The organism is Ligilactobacillus aviarius subsp. aviarius DSM 20655 (assembly GCF_001436315.1).
Classification (GTDB): domain Bacteria; phylum Bacillota; class Bacilli; order Lactobacillales; family Lactobacillaceae; genus Ligilactobacillus; species Ligilactobacillus aviarius.
Genome location: NZ_AYZA01000016.1, coordinates 153,775 through 168,892 on the forward strand (window position 1 = coordinate 153,775; position 15,118 = coordinate 168,892).

14 protein-coding genes are annotated in these 15,118 nt (G+C 42.5%); 2 read left to right on the plus strand and 12 right to left on the minus strand.

The window, feature by feature from the left end:
* Positions 1 to 2: 2 nt before the first annotated feature.
* Genes pstA through FC33_RS08280 form a run of 3 tightly spaced genes read right to left on the minus strand, consistent with a single transcriptional unit; the run spans position 3 to position 2,671 of the window.
* Complete coding sequence (gene pstA / locus FC33_RS03260; protein WP_057827190.1) at positions 3 to 899, minus strand: phosphate ABC transporter permease PstA; 897 nt, start codon at positions 897 to 899, stop codon at positions 3 to 5.
* Complete coding sequence (gene pstC / locus FC33_RS08275; protein WP_057827191.1) at positions 899 to 1,801, minus strand: phosphate ABC transporter permease subunit PstC; 903 nt, start codon at positions 1,799 to 1,801, stop codon at positions 899 to 901. The genes pstA and pstC overlap by 1 nt, the downstream gene beginning before the upstream one ends.
* Positions 1,802 to 2,671 carry a phosphate ABC transporter substrate-binding protein gene (locus tag FC33_RS08280; RefSeq protein ID WP_057827192.1) on the minus strand — a complete coding sequence of 290 codons (870 nt, stop codon included), beginning with the start codon at positions 2,669 to 2,671 and terminating at the stop codon, positions 1,802 to 1,804.
* A 164-nt stretch (positions 2,672 to 2,835) separates the two neighbouring features.
* Between FC33_RS08280 and FC33_RS03275 the strand changes: the two genes are divergently transcribed.
* Positions 2,836 to 3,651, plus strand: a complete 816-nt coding sequence (locus FC33_RS03275; protein ID WP_057827193.1) for a winged helix-turn-helix transcriptional regulator — start codon at positions 2,836 to 2,838, stop codon at positions 3,649 to 3,651.
* A gap of 49 nt (positions 3,652 to 3,700) precedes the next feature.
* On the opposite strand, the gene FC33_RS03280 is transcribed toward FC33_RS03275, so the two are convergent.
* The 5 genes from FC33_RS03280 to rpsF form a co-directional block, all read right to left on the minus strand.
* The gene (locus tag FC33_RS03280) at positions 3,701 to 4,027 is read right to left on the minus strand and encodes a heavy metal-binding domain-containing protein (protein WP_057827194.1); all 327 of its coding nucleotides are present in this window, start codon (positions 4,025 to 4,027) and stop codon (positions 3,701 to 3,703) included.
* 460 nt (positions 4,028 to 4,487) lie between these two features.
* Positions 4,488 to 5,975 carry a peptide MFS transporter gene (locus tag FC33_RS03285; RefSeq protein WP_057827195.1) on the minus strand — a complete coding sequence of 496 codons (1,488 nt, stop codon included), beginning with the start codon at positions 5,973 to 5,975 and terminating at the stop codon, positions 4,488 to 4,490.
* Between the two features lie 220 nt (positions 5,976 to 6,195).
* Positions 6,196 to 6,432: a 30S ribosomal protein S18 gene (gene rpsR, locus FC33_RS03290; RefSeq protein WP_057827196.1), complete on the minus strand. Its 237-nt coding sequence runs from the start codon at positions 6,430 to 6,432 to the stop codon at positions 6,196 to 6,198.
* Between the two features lie 21 nt (positions 6,433 to 6,453).
* The gene (gene ssb, locus FC33_RS03295; RefSeq protein WP_057827197.1) at positions 6,454 to 7,047 is read right to left on the minus strand and encodes a single-stranded DNA-binding protein; all 594 of its coding nucleotides are present in this window, start codon (positions 7,045 to 7,047) and stop codon (positions 6,454 to 6,456) included.
* A 30-nt stretch (positions 7,048 to 7,077) separates the two neighbouring features.
* A complete protein-coding gene (gene rpsF / locus FC33_RS03300; RefSeq protein WP_057827198.1) occupies positions 7,078 to 7,368 on the minus strand; it encodes a 30S ribosomal protein S6 in 291 nt (96 codons plus the stop codon).
* A gap of 250 nt (positions 7,369 to 7,618) precedes the next feature.
* Between rpsF and FC33_RS03305 the strand changes: the two genes are divergently transcribed.
* Positions 7,619 to 8,848 (plus strand): MFS transporter, encoded by a 1,230-nt coding sequence (locus FC33_RS03305; protein ID WP_057827199.1) that lies wholly within the window; start codon positions 7,619 to 7,621, stop codon positions 8,846 to 8,848.
* Between the two features lie 63 nt (positions 8,849 to 8,911).
* On the opposite strand, the gene gyrA is transcribed toward FC33_RS03305, so the two are convergent.
* Genes gyrA through yaaA form a run of 4 tightly spaced genes read right to left on the minus strand, consistent with a single transcriptional unit; the run spans position 8,912 to position 14,923 of the window.
* Positions 8,912 to 11,497, minus strand: coding sequence for a DNA gyrase subunit A (gene gyrA, locus FC33_RS03310; protein ID WP_057827200.1), 2,586 nt, complete (start codon positions 11,495 to 11,497; stop codon positions 8,912 to 8,914).
* A gap of 54 nt (positions 11,498 to 11,551) precedes the next feature.
* The gene (gyrB, locus tag FC33_RS03315) at positions 11,552 to 13,513 is read right to left on the minus strand and encodes a DNA topoisomerase (ATP-hydrolyzing) subunit B (protein ID WP_057827201.1); all 1,962 of its coding nucleotides are present in this window, start codon (positions 13,511 to 13,513) and stop codon (positions 11,552 to 11,554) included.
* A 5-nt stretch (positions 13,514 to 13,518) separates the two neighbouring features.
* Positions 13,519 to 14,700, minus strand: coding sequence for a DNA replication/repair protein RecF (gene recF / locus FC33_RS03320; protein WP_057827202.1), 1,182 nt, complete (start codon positions 14,698 to 14,700; stop codon positions 13,519 to 13,521).
* 4 nt (positions 14,701 to 14,704) lie between these two features.
* The gene (gene yaaA, locus FC33_RS03325; protein WP_057827203.1) at positions 14,705 to 14,923 is read right to left on the minus strand and encodes a S4 domain-containing protein YaaA; all 219 of its coding nucleotides are present in this window, start codon (positions 14,921 to 14,923) and stop codon (positions 14,705 to 14,707) included.
* Positions 14,924 to 15,118: the final 195 nt, after the last annotated feature.

Below are 15,118 nucleotides of genomic sequence, written 5' to 3' on the forward strand. Positions count from 1 at the left end.
CATTACCGTTCCTTATCTGTTGCCGTTAATTTCCGATAAACCACGTTTCCTAACCGCCGCGCACCAAAATTGAAAATCAAAATTACAATAATCAAGACTGCTGCTGAGCCGCTTGAAACTTGGTGGGCATCGGGCAAAATTGACTCCGTGTTGACCTTCCAAATGTGAACCGCCAACGTTTCTGCTGGACGGAAAATATTCAAGGGACTGGTTGGCGAAAATGGATTCCAATTAGCGTAATTAATAACTGAATTACTTTGTCCGGCCGTAAAGATCAATGCGGCGGCTTCCCCAAAGATCCGGCCGGCACTTAAAATCACGCCGGTCAAGATTTTAGGTAATGCACACGGAAAAACAATTCCCATGATCGTTTTCCACTTTGAAATTCCAAGTGCGACTCCTGCTTGCCGCTGATCAAGCGGAACTGCCCGAAACGCATCTTCAATACTGCGGGTCAATAACGGCAAGTTGAAAAAGGTAAGGGTGATTGCTCCGGAAATAATTGAAAATCCAATTTGAAATTTAATTACAAATAACAAATAGCCAAATAATCCCACAACGATCGATGGCAATGAGCTTAAAAGTTCAATGATCGTTCGTAAAAGGCTTGTAAACCAGTTATCCTTTGCATATTCGGCAAGGTAGATTCCAACGCCCAACGCAATTGGAAATGAAATCAGCGTTGTTAAAAGTAAAATATATACCGAGTTAAAGATTTGATCTCGAATTCCGCCACCGGCTTCAAATGATTGGCTCACGCTCGTTAGAAAGTGCCATGACATTCCCGGTAACCCGGTGATCAAAATATACCCGATCAGGAACAGCAAAAGAATTACCAGTAATCCAACTGATCCATAAATAACGTGTTTCGCGATGCGACTTGTTTTTTTCGGATTCATTACTTAATTACTCCTTCCCGGGTAATTACCCTGATCAACAAGTTGAAGACCAGTGACATCAATAATAGAACCAATGCCAGTGACCATAATGCATTGTTTGAGACCGTTCCTAAAACCGTATTTCCCATTTGACTGGTCAACTGACTGGTCAGCGTTGCGGTCGGGGTTCCAAGTCCTTCCGGCATTAAAACGGCATTTCCAATTACCATTTGCACCGCAAGTGCTTCCCCGAAGGCCCGGGTCATTCCAAAAATGATCGCCGTTAAAATTCCTGGAAGCGCGGCCCGTAAAACGATTTTATAAATTGCCTGCCATTTAGTTGCTCCCAACGCCAAGGCTGCTTGCCGATAACTGACCGGAATTGCCTTTAAGCTGTCAGCCGTTAATGAAATCACGGTCGGCAAAATCATTACGAATAACACCAATGTTCCGGCTAAAATTCCAAATCCCGTGCCACCGATCAATTTCCGCACTAACGGCACAACGACCATTAATCCAATATAGCCGTACACAACGGATGGAATTCCGACAAGTAGTTCGATTACCGCTCGTAATGCCTTGGTTCCTTTCCGCGGTGCATATTCAGTCATAAAAATGGCTACCCCGATTGCAAACGGCGTTGCAAGGATCGCCGCTAAAATCGTGACTAAAAACGAAGTTACGATCATCGGCAAAGCGCCGATCTGGTGATGCCCCGGATTCCACTGTTTGCCCGTTAAAAACTGAGTTAAACTCAGATAATTTTGCGTAAAGGTGGCCGTTCCCCGATTGATAATGAAGTATAAAATTGAAACGATCAAAACAATGATCAGGCTCAGGCAGGCGTAACATAAAATTTTTCCCCGTCGATCTTCCGTTGTCTGCTTTGACTTGCTGAGTAGCTTTTGTTTAATGTCATCCATTTATTGACCCTCCTTTACCGGTGTAACTTTGCCGTCAATCGCTTTTTTGACCTGCATATCATGAATACTGATATATTTCATTTCTTTAACCATCTTGCGTTGAACCGGAGCTGAAAGCATATATTTCAAAAATTGCTTAGTTTCGCCTGTCGGCTGTCCCTTGGTATACATGTGTTCATAGGACCAGATTTTCCATTTATTCGTTGCGACATTTTGCGTTGTCGGCTGAATTCCATCGATTTTTAACGGATGAATTCCCTGACTTCGAAGATATGCAAATGAAATATAACTGATTGCGCCCGGAGTGTTAGTAACGATCTGCTGAACCGTTCCGTTTGAATCCTGTTCCTGTGCATTCATCATTTCTTGGCCATTCATCACATCGTTTTCGAAAGTAACGCGCGTCCCGCTTCCCTTTGAACGGTTAATGACCACAATTTTCTGATTTTGACCCCCAAGCTGTTTCCAGTTAGTGATCTTTCCTTCAAAAATTGCCCGAAGTTGCTGCATCGTCACGTTTTTAACCTTTACTTTCTGATTCACGATTGGCGCGATCCCCGCTACTGCAACTTTATGATCGACTAGTTCATTTGCCCGGATTCCGCTTTGTTGTTGGGCAAACACATCTGAATCGCCGATTTGGACGGCGCCTTCCTGAACCTGGCTTAAGCCGGTACCCGAACCGCCGCCTTGAACGGTGATATTACCGTCATGTTTCTTTTCATATTCGGTTGCGGCCTTTTCAACAAGCGGCTGTAAGGCCGTTGAACCGACAACCGTGATTTTGTTTTGCGGCTGATTACCGCACCCGCTCAAAAGTAAAAGTAATCCTCCAAGCAAAAATAACTGGCTAAACCTTTTCTTCTTCACTTTCCGTCCCTCTTTCCGTTCGTTAAGCTTACTTTTAATGTACCGGAGAGATGTAAAGTTCAAATCGATTTCATGTAAAGGCAATGTAAATGTTTTGTAAATCATTATGATTTTCGTGATCCATATGGAATAATAATGATAGATATTGAGTGGAGGTGAATTTGGTGCAAGAGCGGCTGATTTTAGTTACTAAAAAATTACCATTGTTTATGAAATTAAATACCTATTGTAACGATCATGGTTGGATGGTTTATAACACGACGGATCCAGAAGAAACTCTCGATTTTATCAATCATCGGCACGTTGCCGGGATCATTTATGACCTTGATGCCGCTTCACCTGAAGTCACCCTTTCGCTTATTAAAAAGATCCGGGAATCATTTAATAAGCCGATCTTAACGTTGACTGCTAAAAAAGATTTTGAATATGAAATGAAGCTTTTTGGGTTGCACGTCGATGATTACATTGTTGAGCCATATGAATACGAAGAGGTTATTGTTCGCATGCAACAGTGTCTTTGGGGTCGAACCATTCAAACTTCCCAACAGCCACCAGAATTGATCAATCAGAAGATTGATGTTGATGATTCTCTGATTGCGGAATATCTTGCTCCCGAAGAGCATTCTTCCCATCCGCATCATCATCACAACCACCTTCAACTTGATGACCTTTTGCTCGACATTGACCATTACCGGGTTTTAAAGAATAACGAAGATCTCGGATTAACACCAAAAGAATTTAAACTCCTTTATTTCCTTGTTAAAAATAGAGGACAGGTTATTTCACGTGAACAGCTACTGCGCGGCGTTTGGAATTATAATGATGATTTAGGAACTTCTCGAATCGTTGATATTCACATCAGTCATCTTCGCGATAAAATCGAACCGGATCCACACCATCCGAAATACATTAAAACGGTTCGCGGATTTGGGTACACCTTTGAAGGGCAAGAATTGAAAATTGTTAAGGATAATAAATAAGCTGTGCTTAACCCTTAAGCACAGCTTTTGTTTCATGTGAAACTCATTTTTAATCTGTAAATTTAACGGCTGTTCCGTATGCTACAACGGATTGCATATCGCCGCCGATCGAGCCGGAATCAAAGCGCATCATGACAACCGCGTCAGCATCAACATCGATTGCTTCCTGTTTTAACCGTTCAATTGCTTTTTCACGTGATTCATGAAGCATATTAGTATATGCCTTGATTTCCCCACCGACGATATTTTTCATGCTTGCTCCAAAATTGCTAAACATGTTTTTCGATTGGGTCGTCACTCCAAAAACTTCCCCAATAACTTCGTATGAACGTCCCGGAATATTTTCCGTTGTTGAAATTAAAATCTCTTTGCTCATTCTTTTTTCCTCCTCTAAAAGTTGATTCAATTTTACCAAATAGGATGGCAAATTGCACGCTAATTCTTTCAGAAAATGTTTAAGTTACTCAGTTATTTTTCACAAAGGAATTTCGTCAATTTGAAAATTAATTTTTATTTTTGCATAAAAAAAACTCCGCAGATTAAACTGCGGAGAAAAAAGGAGTATATTTTATGAAATCTCAAAGGGGAAGCTTGAGTTTCATGATTTGTAATCAACTACTTTTCAGGGGAGAAAAAGTAATGAAAATGTTTCGGCCTTTTCTATCAGGCTATGAATATAATCTACAACCAAATTGTGAATTTTCTGTGAAGATTACGTCGTGTAACACCTTTTAAAGTTTAAGATTTCATTAAGAAAATGGATTTTCAACCTCTTTTTTAATTTTTCAGTAATTTACATCTTTAACGATTCAACTGTAAACTATTTCATTAAATTTTTAGTCAACGCCTTCCATCAACGTGTGAATCTTCTTTACAAAGAAGACCAGAATAATTCCAAAGATAATACTTACCGCTCCGATTGCAAGGAAGTACGGAACTTCAGTTGCTGATGAGTAATATTTAACAATTTGAGAGTTAATTGCTTGTCCGGCCGCATCCGCTAAGAACCACATACTCATCATTTGAGAACGGAAAGCCTTGGGAGCTAACTTCGTTGTCACCGATAATCCAATTGGTGAAATCAACATTTCCCCAATTTCAACGATGAACCATGAACCAACCAGCCAAAACGGACTGACACGCCCTTGCGTTCCATCTAAGATTCCTGGAAGAGCCATCCAAACATATGATAGCCCGGCAAAAATCAGCCCGGCAGCGAATTTTCCTGGCGCACTCGGCTGCTTCTTCCAATGATTCCATAACCATACAAAAAGCGGCGTTAAAATCATGATAAACAACGGATTAAGCGTTTGGAAGTTGGAAGCTGCAAAATTCCAGCTCCCAATATGTAAAACGGTCCGGTTTTCAGCAAAGAGCGCTAAAACCACTGATCCTGATTCTTCAATTGCCCAGAAAATCGCAGCCGCAATAAATAACGGAATGTAGGCGCGAACCCGTGAGCGTTCAACCTTCGTAACCTTTTGACTGCGAAGCATGATCACAAAGTAAACAATTGGAAGAGCAACCGCAATCACCGTGATTAATGTAATGATGTTATCAATGTTTAATGCATGAAATGCGGCCATAATTCCAAGAACTACCGCAAAGGCAATCACGCCGATTACTGACCCGCGAACAACGTTTTTTAAACTTTGCTGATCAATGGGATCTTTCGGATGCAAACTTGAATCTGATAAATATTTTTTTCCTTCTAAATAGTATTGAACCAGGCCGATGAACATTCCAATTGCGGCTAAGGCAAATCCGGCATGGAAATTCATGTTTCCTGAATGCCCAAACAAGTTTGCCACAAACGGAACTGCCCATGGTGCAATCGCTGCTCCCAAGTTAATTCCGAAAACGAAAATGTTAAATCCTGCATCCCGGCGCCGATCGCCTTCAGAATACAAATCACCGACCATGTCAGAAACATTCGGCTTCAATAACCCTGTCCCAATTACGATCAACGCAATTGAAGTATATAGGGCTGCCTGACCGAATGGAAGGGACAATGCAATATGCCCGAACATAATGAAAACCCCGCCGATAAAAACGGTCTTCCGGCTTCCCCAAACGCGGTCACTCAACCAACCGCCGACAACGCCGGCCATATATACAAGCGAACCGTAAATCGCCATGATCGAAGCAGCTGTTCCCTGATCGATTCCAAGGCCACCTTTCGAAATGGCAAAGTACATATAAAATAGCAAAATTGCCCGCATTCCATAGTAACTGAACCGTTCCCATACCTCAGTTGAAAACAGGGTTGCTAAACCGCGCGGCTGTCCAAAAAACTCTTTTTGTGGTTGATCTTGTTCTTTCACATCAATTCTCCAATCTTTCTGCCTTTTTAAACAACAATTTGTATATTTTTGATTTTACCAAAAAAATTAGATTTTAACAATATAAAAATTAAAATTAAATTAGCAAAATGGACAAATACCCCGAAATTATCAGATTTATAAAATTAATTATTATCTAATTTTAAGGCATACAAAAAAGGCATGCCATCTGACATGCCTTTTACTCGCTTTTAACGAATTATTAGTCTTCAGCAACGAATGGTAATAAGCCCATGATCCGTGCACGCTTAATAGCTGTTGTAAGCTTGCGTTGGTTCTTTGCGCTTGTACCTGTTACCCGACGAGGTAAGATCTTACCACGTTCTGAGATGAAACGACGTAATAAGTCTGTATCTTTGTAGTCAATGTATTCAATGTGGTTTGCTGCGATGTAGTCTACCTTACGGCGACGACGACCGCCACGACGTTGTTGTGCCATGTTGATTTCCCTCCTTGTTAATTAGAATGGTAAATCATCATCTGAAATATCAATTGAGTTTCCATTATCTGCAAATGGATCATCATTGGTTGAAGCATCCTGACTGTTGTTGTCATTTGCGCTTCCTAAGTTGCCAGTTTGGACATTCCCATTGAAAGTTCCACCCTGGTTTGCGTTTCCACTTGGATTTGGATTCCCAAACGGATTTCCGTTTCCAAATGATGAATTATTATTCATCGGAGCGCCTTGACCTTGTGCTTCTTCGGGATGTTCCCGGCGATACTGTTCTGACTGAGCCTTTGTTTCCAACAATGAGAAGTTGTCAACAACGACTTCTGTTACGTATACCCGAACTCCTTGTTGGTTTTCATATGAACGCGTTTGAAGCCGACCTTCAACCGCCACCATTGAACCTTTGTGGGTGAAGTTGGCAAAGTTTTCAGCCGCTTTCCGCCACATTACACAGTTAATAAAGTCTGCATCCCGGTCACCATTTTGATTTGTAAACGGCCGTTCAACAGCAACTGTAAAGCTTGCAACCGCAGAGCCGGATTGGGTGTAACGTAAATCAGGATTCTTTGTTAATCGACCAACGAGAACTACTCGATTAATCACGGTCATGACCTCCTTTATCGTTTTTCAATATTAGTCTTCACGCTTTACGATCATGTGACGTAAAATACCGTCATTGATCTTTGAAAGACGATCAAATTCGTTGATTGCATCTGCGTTTTCAGCGTTAACGTTTACGATGTGGTACATACCTTCTGTGTAACCGTTAATTTCATATGCAAAACGACGCTTTGACCAATCCTTTGAATCAATAATTTCAGCACCATTGTCCTTTAAAACGTTGTCAAAACGTTCAACTAATTCATTCTTAGCTGCTTCATCAAGTGAAGGGTTGATGATGTATGTGATTTCATAATGTGTCATAGTGTTTGCACCTCCTTATGGACTTTTGGTTCTTTTCCAAAAATGGTAAAAGAACAAGGTATTACAAGTTATAAGTTTATCATTTAAGTTTTCGATTTGCAATAAGAATCGTAAATTCCGTTACAAATATATATTCGCAAATTAAGCTGCTTTTTTGAACATTGAAAAATAAAAAAAGAAGAGTAAAATACTTTCAGGAAATTATCAAAATAAACAACGCCGGTGAGCGTTATTTTTGGAGGGAACTTTTATGAATAATTCGTCAAAACCCAGTCTCAGTAAAGAGCAGAAACTTGTAATTGCCTCCACTGCGACGGGTTTTTCTTTTGAAAACATGGACTTTAACTTCATGTCATTTGCATTATCGTCAATCATTGCCAGCCTTGGAATTTCAACTGTCCAAGCCGGATGGATCACGACGATCACCCAGTGGGGCGTTCTTTTAGGCGGACTGTTGTTTGGCCTTTTAAGCGACAAATACGGCCGAATCAAAATCTTTTCGTACACGATTTTCATCTTTGCTGCCGGAACGGCTTTAATGTACTTTGCCCATAACATCACGACGATCTACATCCTGCGGTTCCTTATCGGTCTTGGAAATGGTGGGGAATATGGGGTTGGAATGGCCTTGATTGCCGAACACTTTGCTGCCAAACAATACGGCCGGGTCTCATCTGTCGCCGCAATCGGTGGTCAAATCGGGAGTATCCTTGCCGCCGTCTTATCAGCCTTGATTCTTCCCCGCCTTGGCTGGCACGTCCTTTTCCTTGTAGGGGTATTTCCAGTTATCTTAGCTTTTTTCATTCGGCGAAACCTCAAGGAAAGTGATACTTTTATTACAAATCAGCAAAAGGAAGATAAACCGAAAGTTTCATTTAAGCGGCTTTTCTCAACTCCTAAACTTTCAATGCAGACGCTTGGATTGATCTGCATGGTTATCGTTCAAGCCGGCGGATACTTTGGATTAATGAACTGGCTGCCAACGATCGTTCAAAAGCAGCTCGGAATCAGTGTCCGCGGTTCTTCGTTGTGGATGATCTCAACCATCATCGGAATGTGCATTGGAATGCTTGTTTTTGGCAACATTTTAGACCACCTCGGACCGCAAAAATCATTTGGCCTTTTCCTCTTTGGCGCAGCACTGGTAATTTACATTCTTGTCCGCGCCCGGAACATGATCGAATTGCTGATTCTCGGAGCAATCGTTGGGTTCTTCGCTAACGGAATGTACGGCGGTTACGGAGCAATCATTAACTACCTCTATCCGATCGACATTGTAGCGACGGCTAACAGTTTTATCATGAATATCGGAAAGTTCATTGGAAGTTTTTCAACGGTTGTGATTGGCTTCCTAATGAGTAAACTTTCAATGGAAGGTGTGATGGCATTCCTTTCGATCATGTATTTGATCAGCTTCGCCATCATGATGTTCCTTCCAGGCTTAAAGACCATGACAAAGGAATTACGCGCAAGTAAATAAAAAAAGCATTAACATCAACAAAAAGCGGTTGTGTCAACTGACACAACCGCTTTTTCATTGCTTTTATTTATCTTGTTCTTCATTTTCTTGATGAGCAAGTTCGCGATCAGCTAAATCTTGAACCCCGTGCTTCATCAAATCATGTTCGTTTTCATCGTCCGTTGATGCATCCGCGTCTGCATGCGTTTCTTCATCTGATTGCTCTTCATCGTCTTTTGGTTCCGGATCAACCTTCGCAATCGTTGATACCGTTGAATCATCTTCAAGATTAATCAAATGAACGCCCAACGTTGACCGCCCTGTTTGGGATACATCCGCAACGTTAAACCGAATCAAGACCCCCTTATTCGTGATCACCATGATATCCTCATCGCCGTTGACGATCGTTAATCCGGCTAACGGGCCGTTCTTTTCGGTGATATTCGAAGTTTTAATTCCTTTACCACCCCGACCTTTGATCGGATATTCACTGACTGGCGTCCGTTTTCCGTATCCCTTTTCAGAAATTACGAAGACGTCGCTGCCTGGAACAAGGATATCTGATCCAATAACATAATCGTTTTCGCGCAGCCGAATTCCACGAACCCCAGCTGCTGACCGGCCCATTGACCGAACTGTATTTTCGTTAAATGAAACTGCATATCCTAAGTGCGTTCCAATAATCATGTTTTGATTACCGTCTGTCAGCGAAACGTTGATCAGTTCATCGCCATCGTGCAGGTTAATGGCTTTCAATCCGTTCTTCCGGATATTTTCAAAGTCTTCAACCGGCGTCCGTTTAACGGTTCCTTCCTTCGTCGTGAAGAAGAGGTATTTAGCCTGGTCGTCATTATCATGCGGAATGTTGATTACCGTTGCGATCTTTTCGCCGGCATCGATATTCAACAGGTTGATTACCGGGATTCCCTTTGCTGACCGGCCGTATTCAGGAATTTCGTAACCCTTCATGCTGTAAACTTTTCCGAGGTTCGTAAAGAACAGCAGCCGGTCATGTGTTGAAGTTGTAACCAGATGTTCAATAAAGTCATCATCGTGAACGCCCATGCCTTGAACGCCGCGGCCACCACGCCGTTGAGCTTTGAAATCGCTTGTTGGGAGCCGTTTGATGTAACCGTTGTGAGTCAAGGTGATTGCAACTGATTCTTCTTCGATCAAATCTTCGTCTTCAATACTTGTGACTTCACCGACCATCAATTCCGTCCGCCGTTCGTCACCGTATTTAGCTTGAATATCAAGTAATTCTTGATAAATGATATCGTTGATCCGGTCCTTGCTTGCCAAAATATCTTCATAATCAGCAATGGCCTTCATTGTCTTGTCATAATCGGCTTCAACCTTATCACGTTCCAAACCGGTCAACCGAACAAGCCGCATATCCAAAATCGCTTGGGCTTGCTTATCGCTTAATTCAAATTCATTCATCAAACGGTCCTTTGCGACATCGCCGCTTTCAGATTTCCGGATAATGTCAATGATTGCTTGAATATGATCCAGTGCGATCCGCAATCCGGCTAAGATATGAGCCCGGGCTTTAGCTTTCCGCAAGTCAAATTCCGTCCGCCGCCGGATAACTTCAACTTGGTGTTTCAAGTAATATTGCAAAATTTTCTTCAAGCTCAAGATCTTTGGGGTGCCATCAACAATGGCAAGCATATTGAAGCCGAATGACGTCTGCATCAGCGTCATTTTGTATAAGTTATTCAAAACAACTGACGCACTTACATCCCGGCGAATGTCAATTGTAACCCGCATTCCGTCACGGTCAGATTCATCATGGATCGCCGTGATTCCGTCGATTTCCTTTTCCCGGGCAAGTTCTGAAATTCGTTCGATCAACCGGGCCTTATTTACCATGTACGGTAATTCGTGAATGATAATTTGCTGTTTGCCGTTCTTTTGTTCTTCAATGTCGACTTTCGCCCGTAAAATAACCGTTCCGCGACCGGTTTCATAAGCTTTCCGAATGCCTGACTTTCCCATTACGATTCCGCCAGTTGGAAAATCTGGTCCCGGAATTGCTTCCATCAAATCAGCCGTTGTTGCATCCGGATTATCCATCAAAATATGAATTGCCGAAATGACTTCTGACAAATTATGCGGTGGAATGTTGGTCGTCATTCCGACTGCGATCCCGGTTGCTCCGTTAACTAACAAGTTTGGAAAACGTGCCGGTAAAACTTTCGGTTCCCGTTCAGTTCCATCGTAGTTTGGTTGAAAATCAATGGTATCTTTATTGATATCTCGTAACATTTCCGTCGCAATCTTCGACATCCGGGCTTCGGTATACCGCATTGCGGCCGCTCCATCACCATCGACAGACCCAAAGTTTCCGTGACCATCAACTAACATGTAACGGTAACTAAAATCTTGCGCCATCCGAACCATTGATTCGTAAATTGCCGAGTCGCCATGCGGGTGGAATTTCCCCATAACTTCCCCAACAATTCTGGCTGATTTTTTATAAGGCTTGTCGGGTGTAACGCCAAGTTCGCTCATTCCATATAAAATCCGACGGTGAACGGGTTTCAAACCATCACGAACGTCCGGCAATGCCCGTGCAACTAAAACACTCATTGCGTAGTCTAAAAATGACGTTTGCATGACGTTTGAAAGGTCAACGTCTTTAACACGATCTGGTAATTCTACCAAAACAGCTGCCTCCTCCTAGAAAATTATTTTTCATCTAGCTTTTCATTTTTTAGATTAAACGTCCAAGTTATCAACGAACGTTGCATTTTCTTCGATAAATTGCCGCCGCGGACCAACCTGGTTCCCCATCAGCATTTCAAAGATTCCGTTTGCTTCTTCGGCATCTGATAATTGAACCCGTAACAACCGCCGCTTCTCAGGATCCATTGTTGTTTCCCATAATTGTTCGGCATCCATTTCACCAAGCCCCTTGTAACGTTGAATAACTGGCTTTGGTGAGGCCGGTAATTGAGCTAAAACTTCGTCTAATTCTTCGTCTGAGTCAATGTACCGGACCATCTTTCCTTGCCGAACTTGGTACAAAGGCGGTTGGGCAATGTAAACATAACCCTTTTCGATCATTGGGCGCATAAATCGGTAGAACAATGTTAATAACAACGTCCGAATGTGCGCCCCGTCGACATCGGCATCCGTCATAATGATCAACTTGTGATAGTTTGCCTTTTCAACGTCAAAATCTTCACCAAATCCGGTTCCTAAAGCAGTAAAGAGGGAACGAATTTCTTCATTGGCTAAGATCCGATCAAGGCTGGCCTTTTCAACGTTTAAAATCTTTCCCCGAATTGGAAGAATCGCCTGGGTCAACCGTGAACGGCCTTGCTTAGCTGAACCGCCGGCTGAATCCCCTTCGACGATAAATAATTCTGAAATCTCAGGGTCTTTACTTGTATTGTCAGCTAATTTTCCTGGAAGGTTTGAAATTTCCAACCCGTTCTTCTTCCGGGTAACTTCCCGTGCACGCTTGGCGGCAACCCGCGCTTTGGATGCAAGGATTCCCTTATTAACGATTTCCTTTGCAACCGTTGGATTTTCAAGCATAAATTTACTGAAAACTTCACTGAAAATCTTATCCGTTGCAGCCCGCGCATCGGAGTTGCCAAGCTTTGTCTTTGTTTGGCCTTCAAACTGCGGGTCAGGGTGCTTAACCGAAACGACGGCCGTTAAACCTTCGCGGACATCTTCCCCTGAAAGGTTGGATTCATTATCCTTCAAAAGACCTGTCTTCCGTGCATAATCATTTATAACCCGGGTTAACGCTGTCTTAAATCCTGATTCATGCGTTCCCCCTTCGTATGTATGAATATTATTCGTAAATGTTAATAGGTTAGAGTGGAAATCGTTGGTGTATTGCAATGCAACTTCAACGGTGATTCCCTTTTGAACCCCTTCAACGTAAATTGGTTCAGGGAAGATAACTTCCTTGCCCTTATTTAAATATTCAACATAATGTTTGATTCCGCCAACATAATGGAATTCTTCGTGGGTTGGTTCTTCCGGCCGTTTATCATCGATCGTGATCTTAAGTCCCTTATTCAAGAAAGCTAATTCACGAATCCGGGTCGTCAATGTCTTGATATTGTAAACCGTTGTTTCGGTAAAGATATCTGGATCCGGCACAAAGTGAACCGTTGTTCCATGTTCGTGAATTCCGGTCTGGCCGATCACATGCATTGCCGTATTAACTTTCCCTAATTTAAAGTCCATTGCATAAATATTTGGGTCGCCTTCCCGGGTAACCTGAACATCAAGGGAAGTTGACAACGCATTAACAACCGAAGCACCAACCCCGTGAAGTCCACCAGATACCTTATAGCCGCCACCGCCGAATTTCCCGCCGGCGTGCAAAACCGTAAAGACCGTTTCTAAGGCTGGCCGTCCAGTCTTCTTCTGGATATCGACCGGAATTCCCCGGCCATTATCCTTAACGGTAATACTGTTATCCTTTTCAACCGTAACGTTGATTTCAGTTGCGAACCCTGCAAGGGCTTCATCGATCCCATTATCAATGATTTCCCATACAAGGTGGTGTAACCCTTGTTCACTCGTTGAGCCAATGTACATTCCGGGACGTTTCCGGACCGCTTCCAGCCCTTCTAAGACCTGAATTTGACTGGCATCATATTCTTTGGCTTTTTCTTCTTTAATTTCTTCTTGCAGTTCTTTATCTTCCGCCATGCATATCACTCCTTATTCGCGGTCTTATCTTGTTTCGTTGGATAGAACACTTCAGTTTTCAACGCTGCTTGCTTTTCAGGAATAATTTGGCCATCACGAATGTGAAAAATCCGCGGTTCCTTGATCAAATTCCGGGCAACATCGCTTAATCCTGGAGTTGTTAAAAATGTCTGAACCTTGTCTTGAATGGTTTTTAAAAGGTGCGTCTGCCGCGCGCCATCAAGTTCTGATAAAACATCATCAAGCAGCAAAATCGGATACTCGCCGGTTTGATTCTTCATTAAATCGATCTCTGCCAGTTTGACTGACAATGCCGTTGTCCGCTGCTGTCCCTGTGAACCGTACGTTTGAACGTTCTTATGGTTGATCAAAAACCGGACATCATCCCGGTGCGGTCCATAAAGCGTCGTTCCTTGGAAAATTTCCTTGGATTGATTTTGCCGGTATAAATCCATCAATGCTTCTGACAGTTCAACCTCGGTCAACGCGGATGCATCCTTAACGGCACTTGAATACTCAAAGGTTAAATTTTCCCTTCCCTGGGTAATACTTTGGTGAAGTTCCTGCGCATACCCTTCCAACTCGCTTAAAAATTTAACCCGTTGGCTGATAATTGCACCGCCAACCGCTGCCAGTTGTTCGGACAAAACTTCCAGGTACAGCTGATCTTGAGCTTCATGGCTTTGCAGTTGTTTCAAATACCGGTTGCGCTGCTTCAAGATATCCCGATACTGGGTCAAATCATGCAGGTATTTCGGCGAAACCTGACCAAACTCCATATCGATAAAGCGCCGCCGAACAGTTGGCGCGCCCTTTACTAAGGCAAGATCTTCAGGGGCAAATAAAATCACGTTCAACTGACCGAGATATTCGGATAATCGGGCTTTTTCAAGGTGGTTGGCCTTCGCTTTTTTACCGTGTTTCCCGATATCCAGTTCCAACTTCAGTGAACCAAGTTCGCGCTGAACGGTTCCCTTGATCTGAGCGGCATCCTTGCCGAATTCAATCAGTTCACGGTCATTATTCGTTCGATGACTACGAGTCATTGCTAAAACGTAGATTGACTCCAACAAGTTGGTCTTTCCCTGCGCATTTTCCCCAATCAAAACATTGATTTGCGGTGAAAATTCAACCTGAGCTTCATCATAGTTTCGAAAATGATGGAGGTTTAATTCCGTTAACTTCAATTCCTTAGCGGCCCGCCTTCATGACATACGTTTTGCCGTTTGGAAGTTCGACCTTATCATCCGGATAAAGTTTCCGTCCCCGGCGATCATCAATTTCGCCATTGACCTTGACGTTATTTTCACTCAGATACCATTTTGCCTGTCCACCTGATGAAATTTCATCAGCAATTTTCAACAATTGGCCTAAGGTAATGTAAGGTGTTTTCAGATTAACGGTTTCCATTCGTCAAACCTCCTTCAAAAAACCAGTCTAATACTTAATAATTATACCCTTTTTTGGATGCAAAAACAATTTAACTCGCGATAAAATGCGTTTTAAGCTCTTTTAACGTCGTTGAGTGGGAATCCATTAATCAATGGTAAAAATGCTTATTTTGAATTTTAAGCATAAAAAACGAGATTACCATCTTGGTAACCT

What these genes read in the sequence shown, in the direction of transcription:
- rpsF (WP_057827198.1), bottom strand. Translation starts at nt 7,368, where the DNA reads ATGACACATTATGAAATCACATACATCATCAACCCTTCACTTGATGAA.
- FC33_RS03280 (WP_057827194.1), bottom strand. Translation starts at nt 4,027, where the DNA reads ATGAGCAAAGAGATTTTAATTTCAACAACGGAAAATATTCCGGGACGT.
- yaaA (WP_057827203.1), bottom strand. Translation starts at nt 14,923, where the DNA reads ATGGAAACCGTTAATCTGAAAACACCTTACATTACCTTAGGCCAATTG.
- pstA (WP_057827190.1), bottom strand. Translation starts at nt 899, where the DNA reads ATGAATCCGAAAAAAACAAGTCGCATCGCGAAACACGTTATTTATGGA.
- rpsR (WP_057827196.1), bottom strand. Translation starts at nt 6,432, where the DNA reads ATGGCACAACAACGTCGTGGCGGTCGTCGTCGCCGTAAGGTAGACTAC.
- FC33_RS03305 (WP_057827199.1), top strand. Translation starts at nt 7,619, where the DNA reads ATGAATAATTCGTCAAAACCCAGTCTCAGTAAAGAGCAGAAACTTGTA.
- gyrB (WP_057827201.1), bottom strand. Translation starts at nt 13,513, where the DNA reads ATGGCGGAAGATAAAGAACTGCAAGAAGAAATTAAAGAAGAAAAAGCC.
- pstC (WP_057827191.1), bottom strand. Translation starts at nt 1,801, where the DNA reads ATGGATGACATTAAACAAAAGCTACTCAGCAAGTCAAAGCAGACAACG.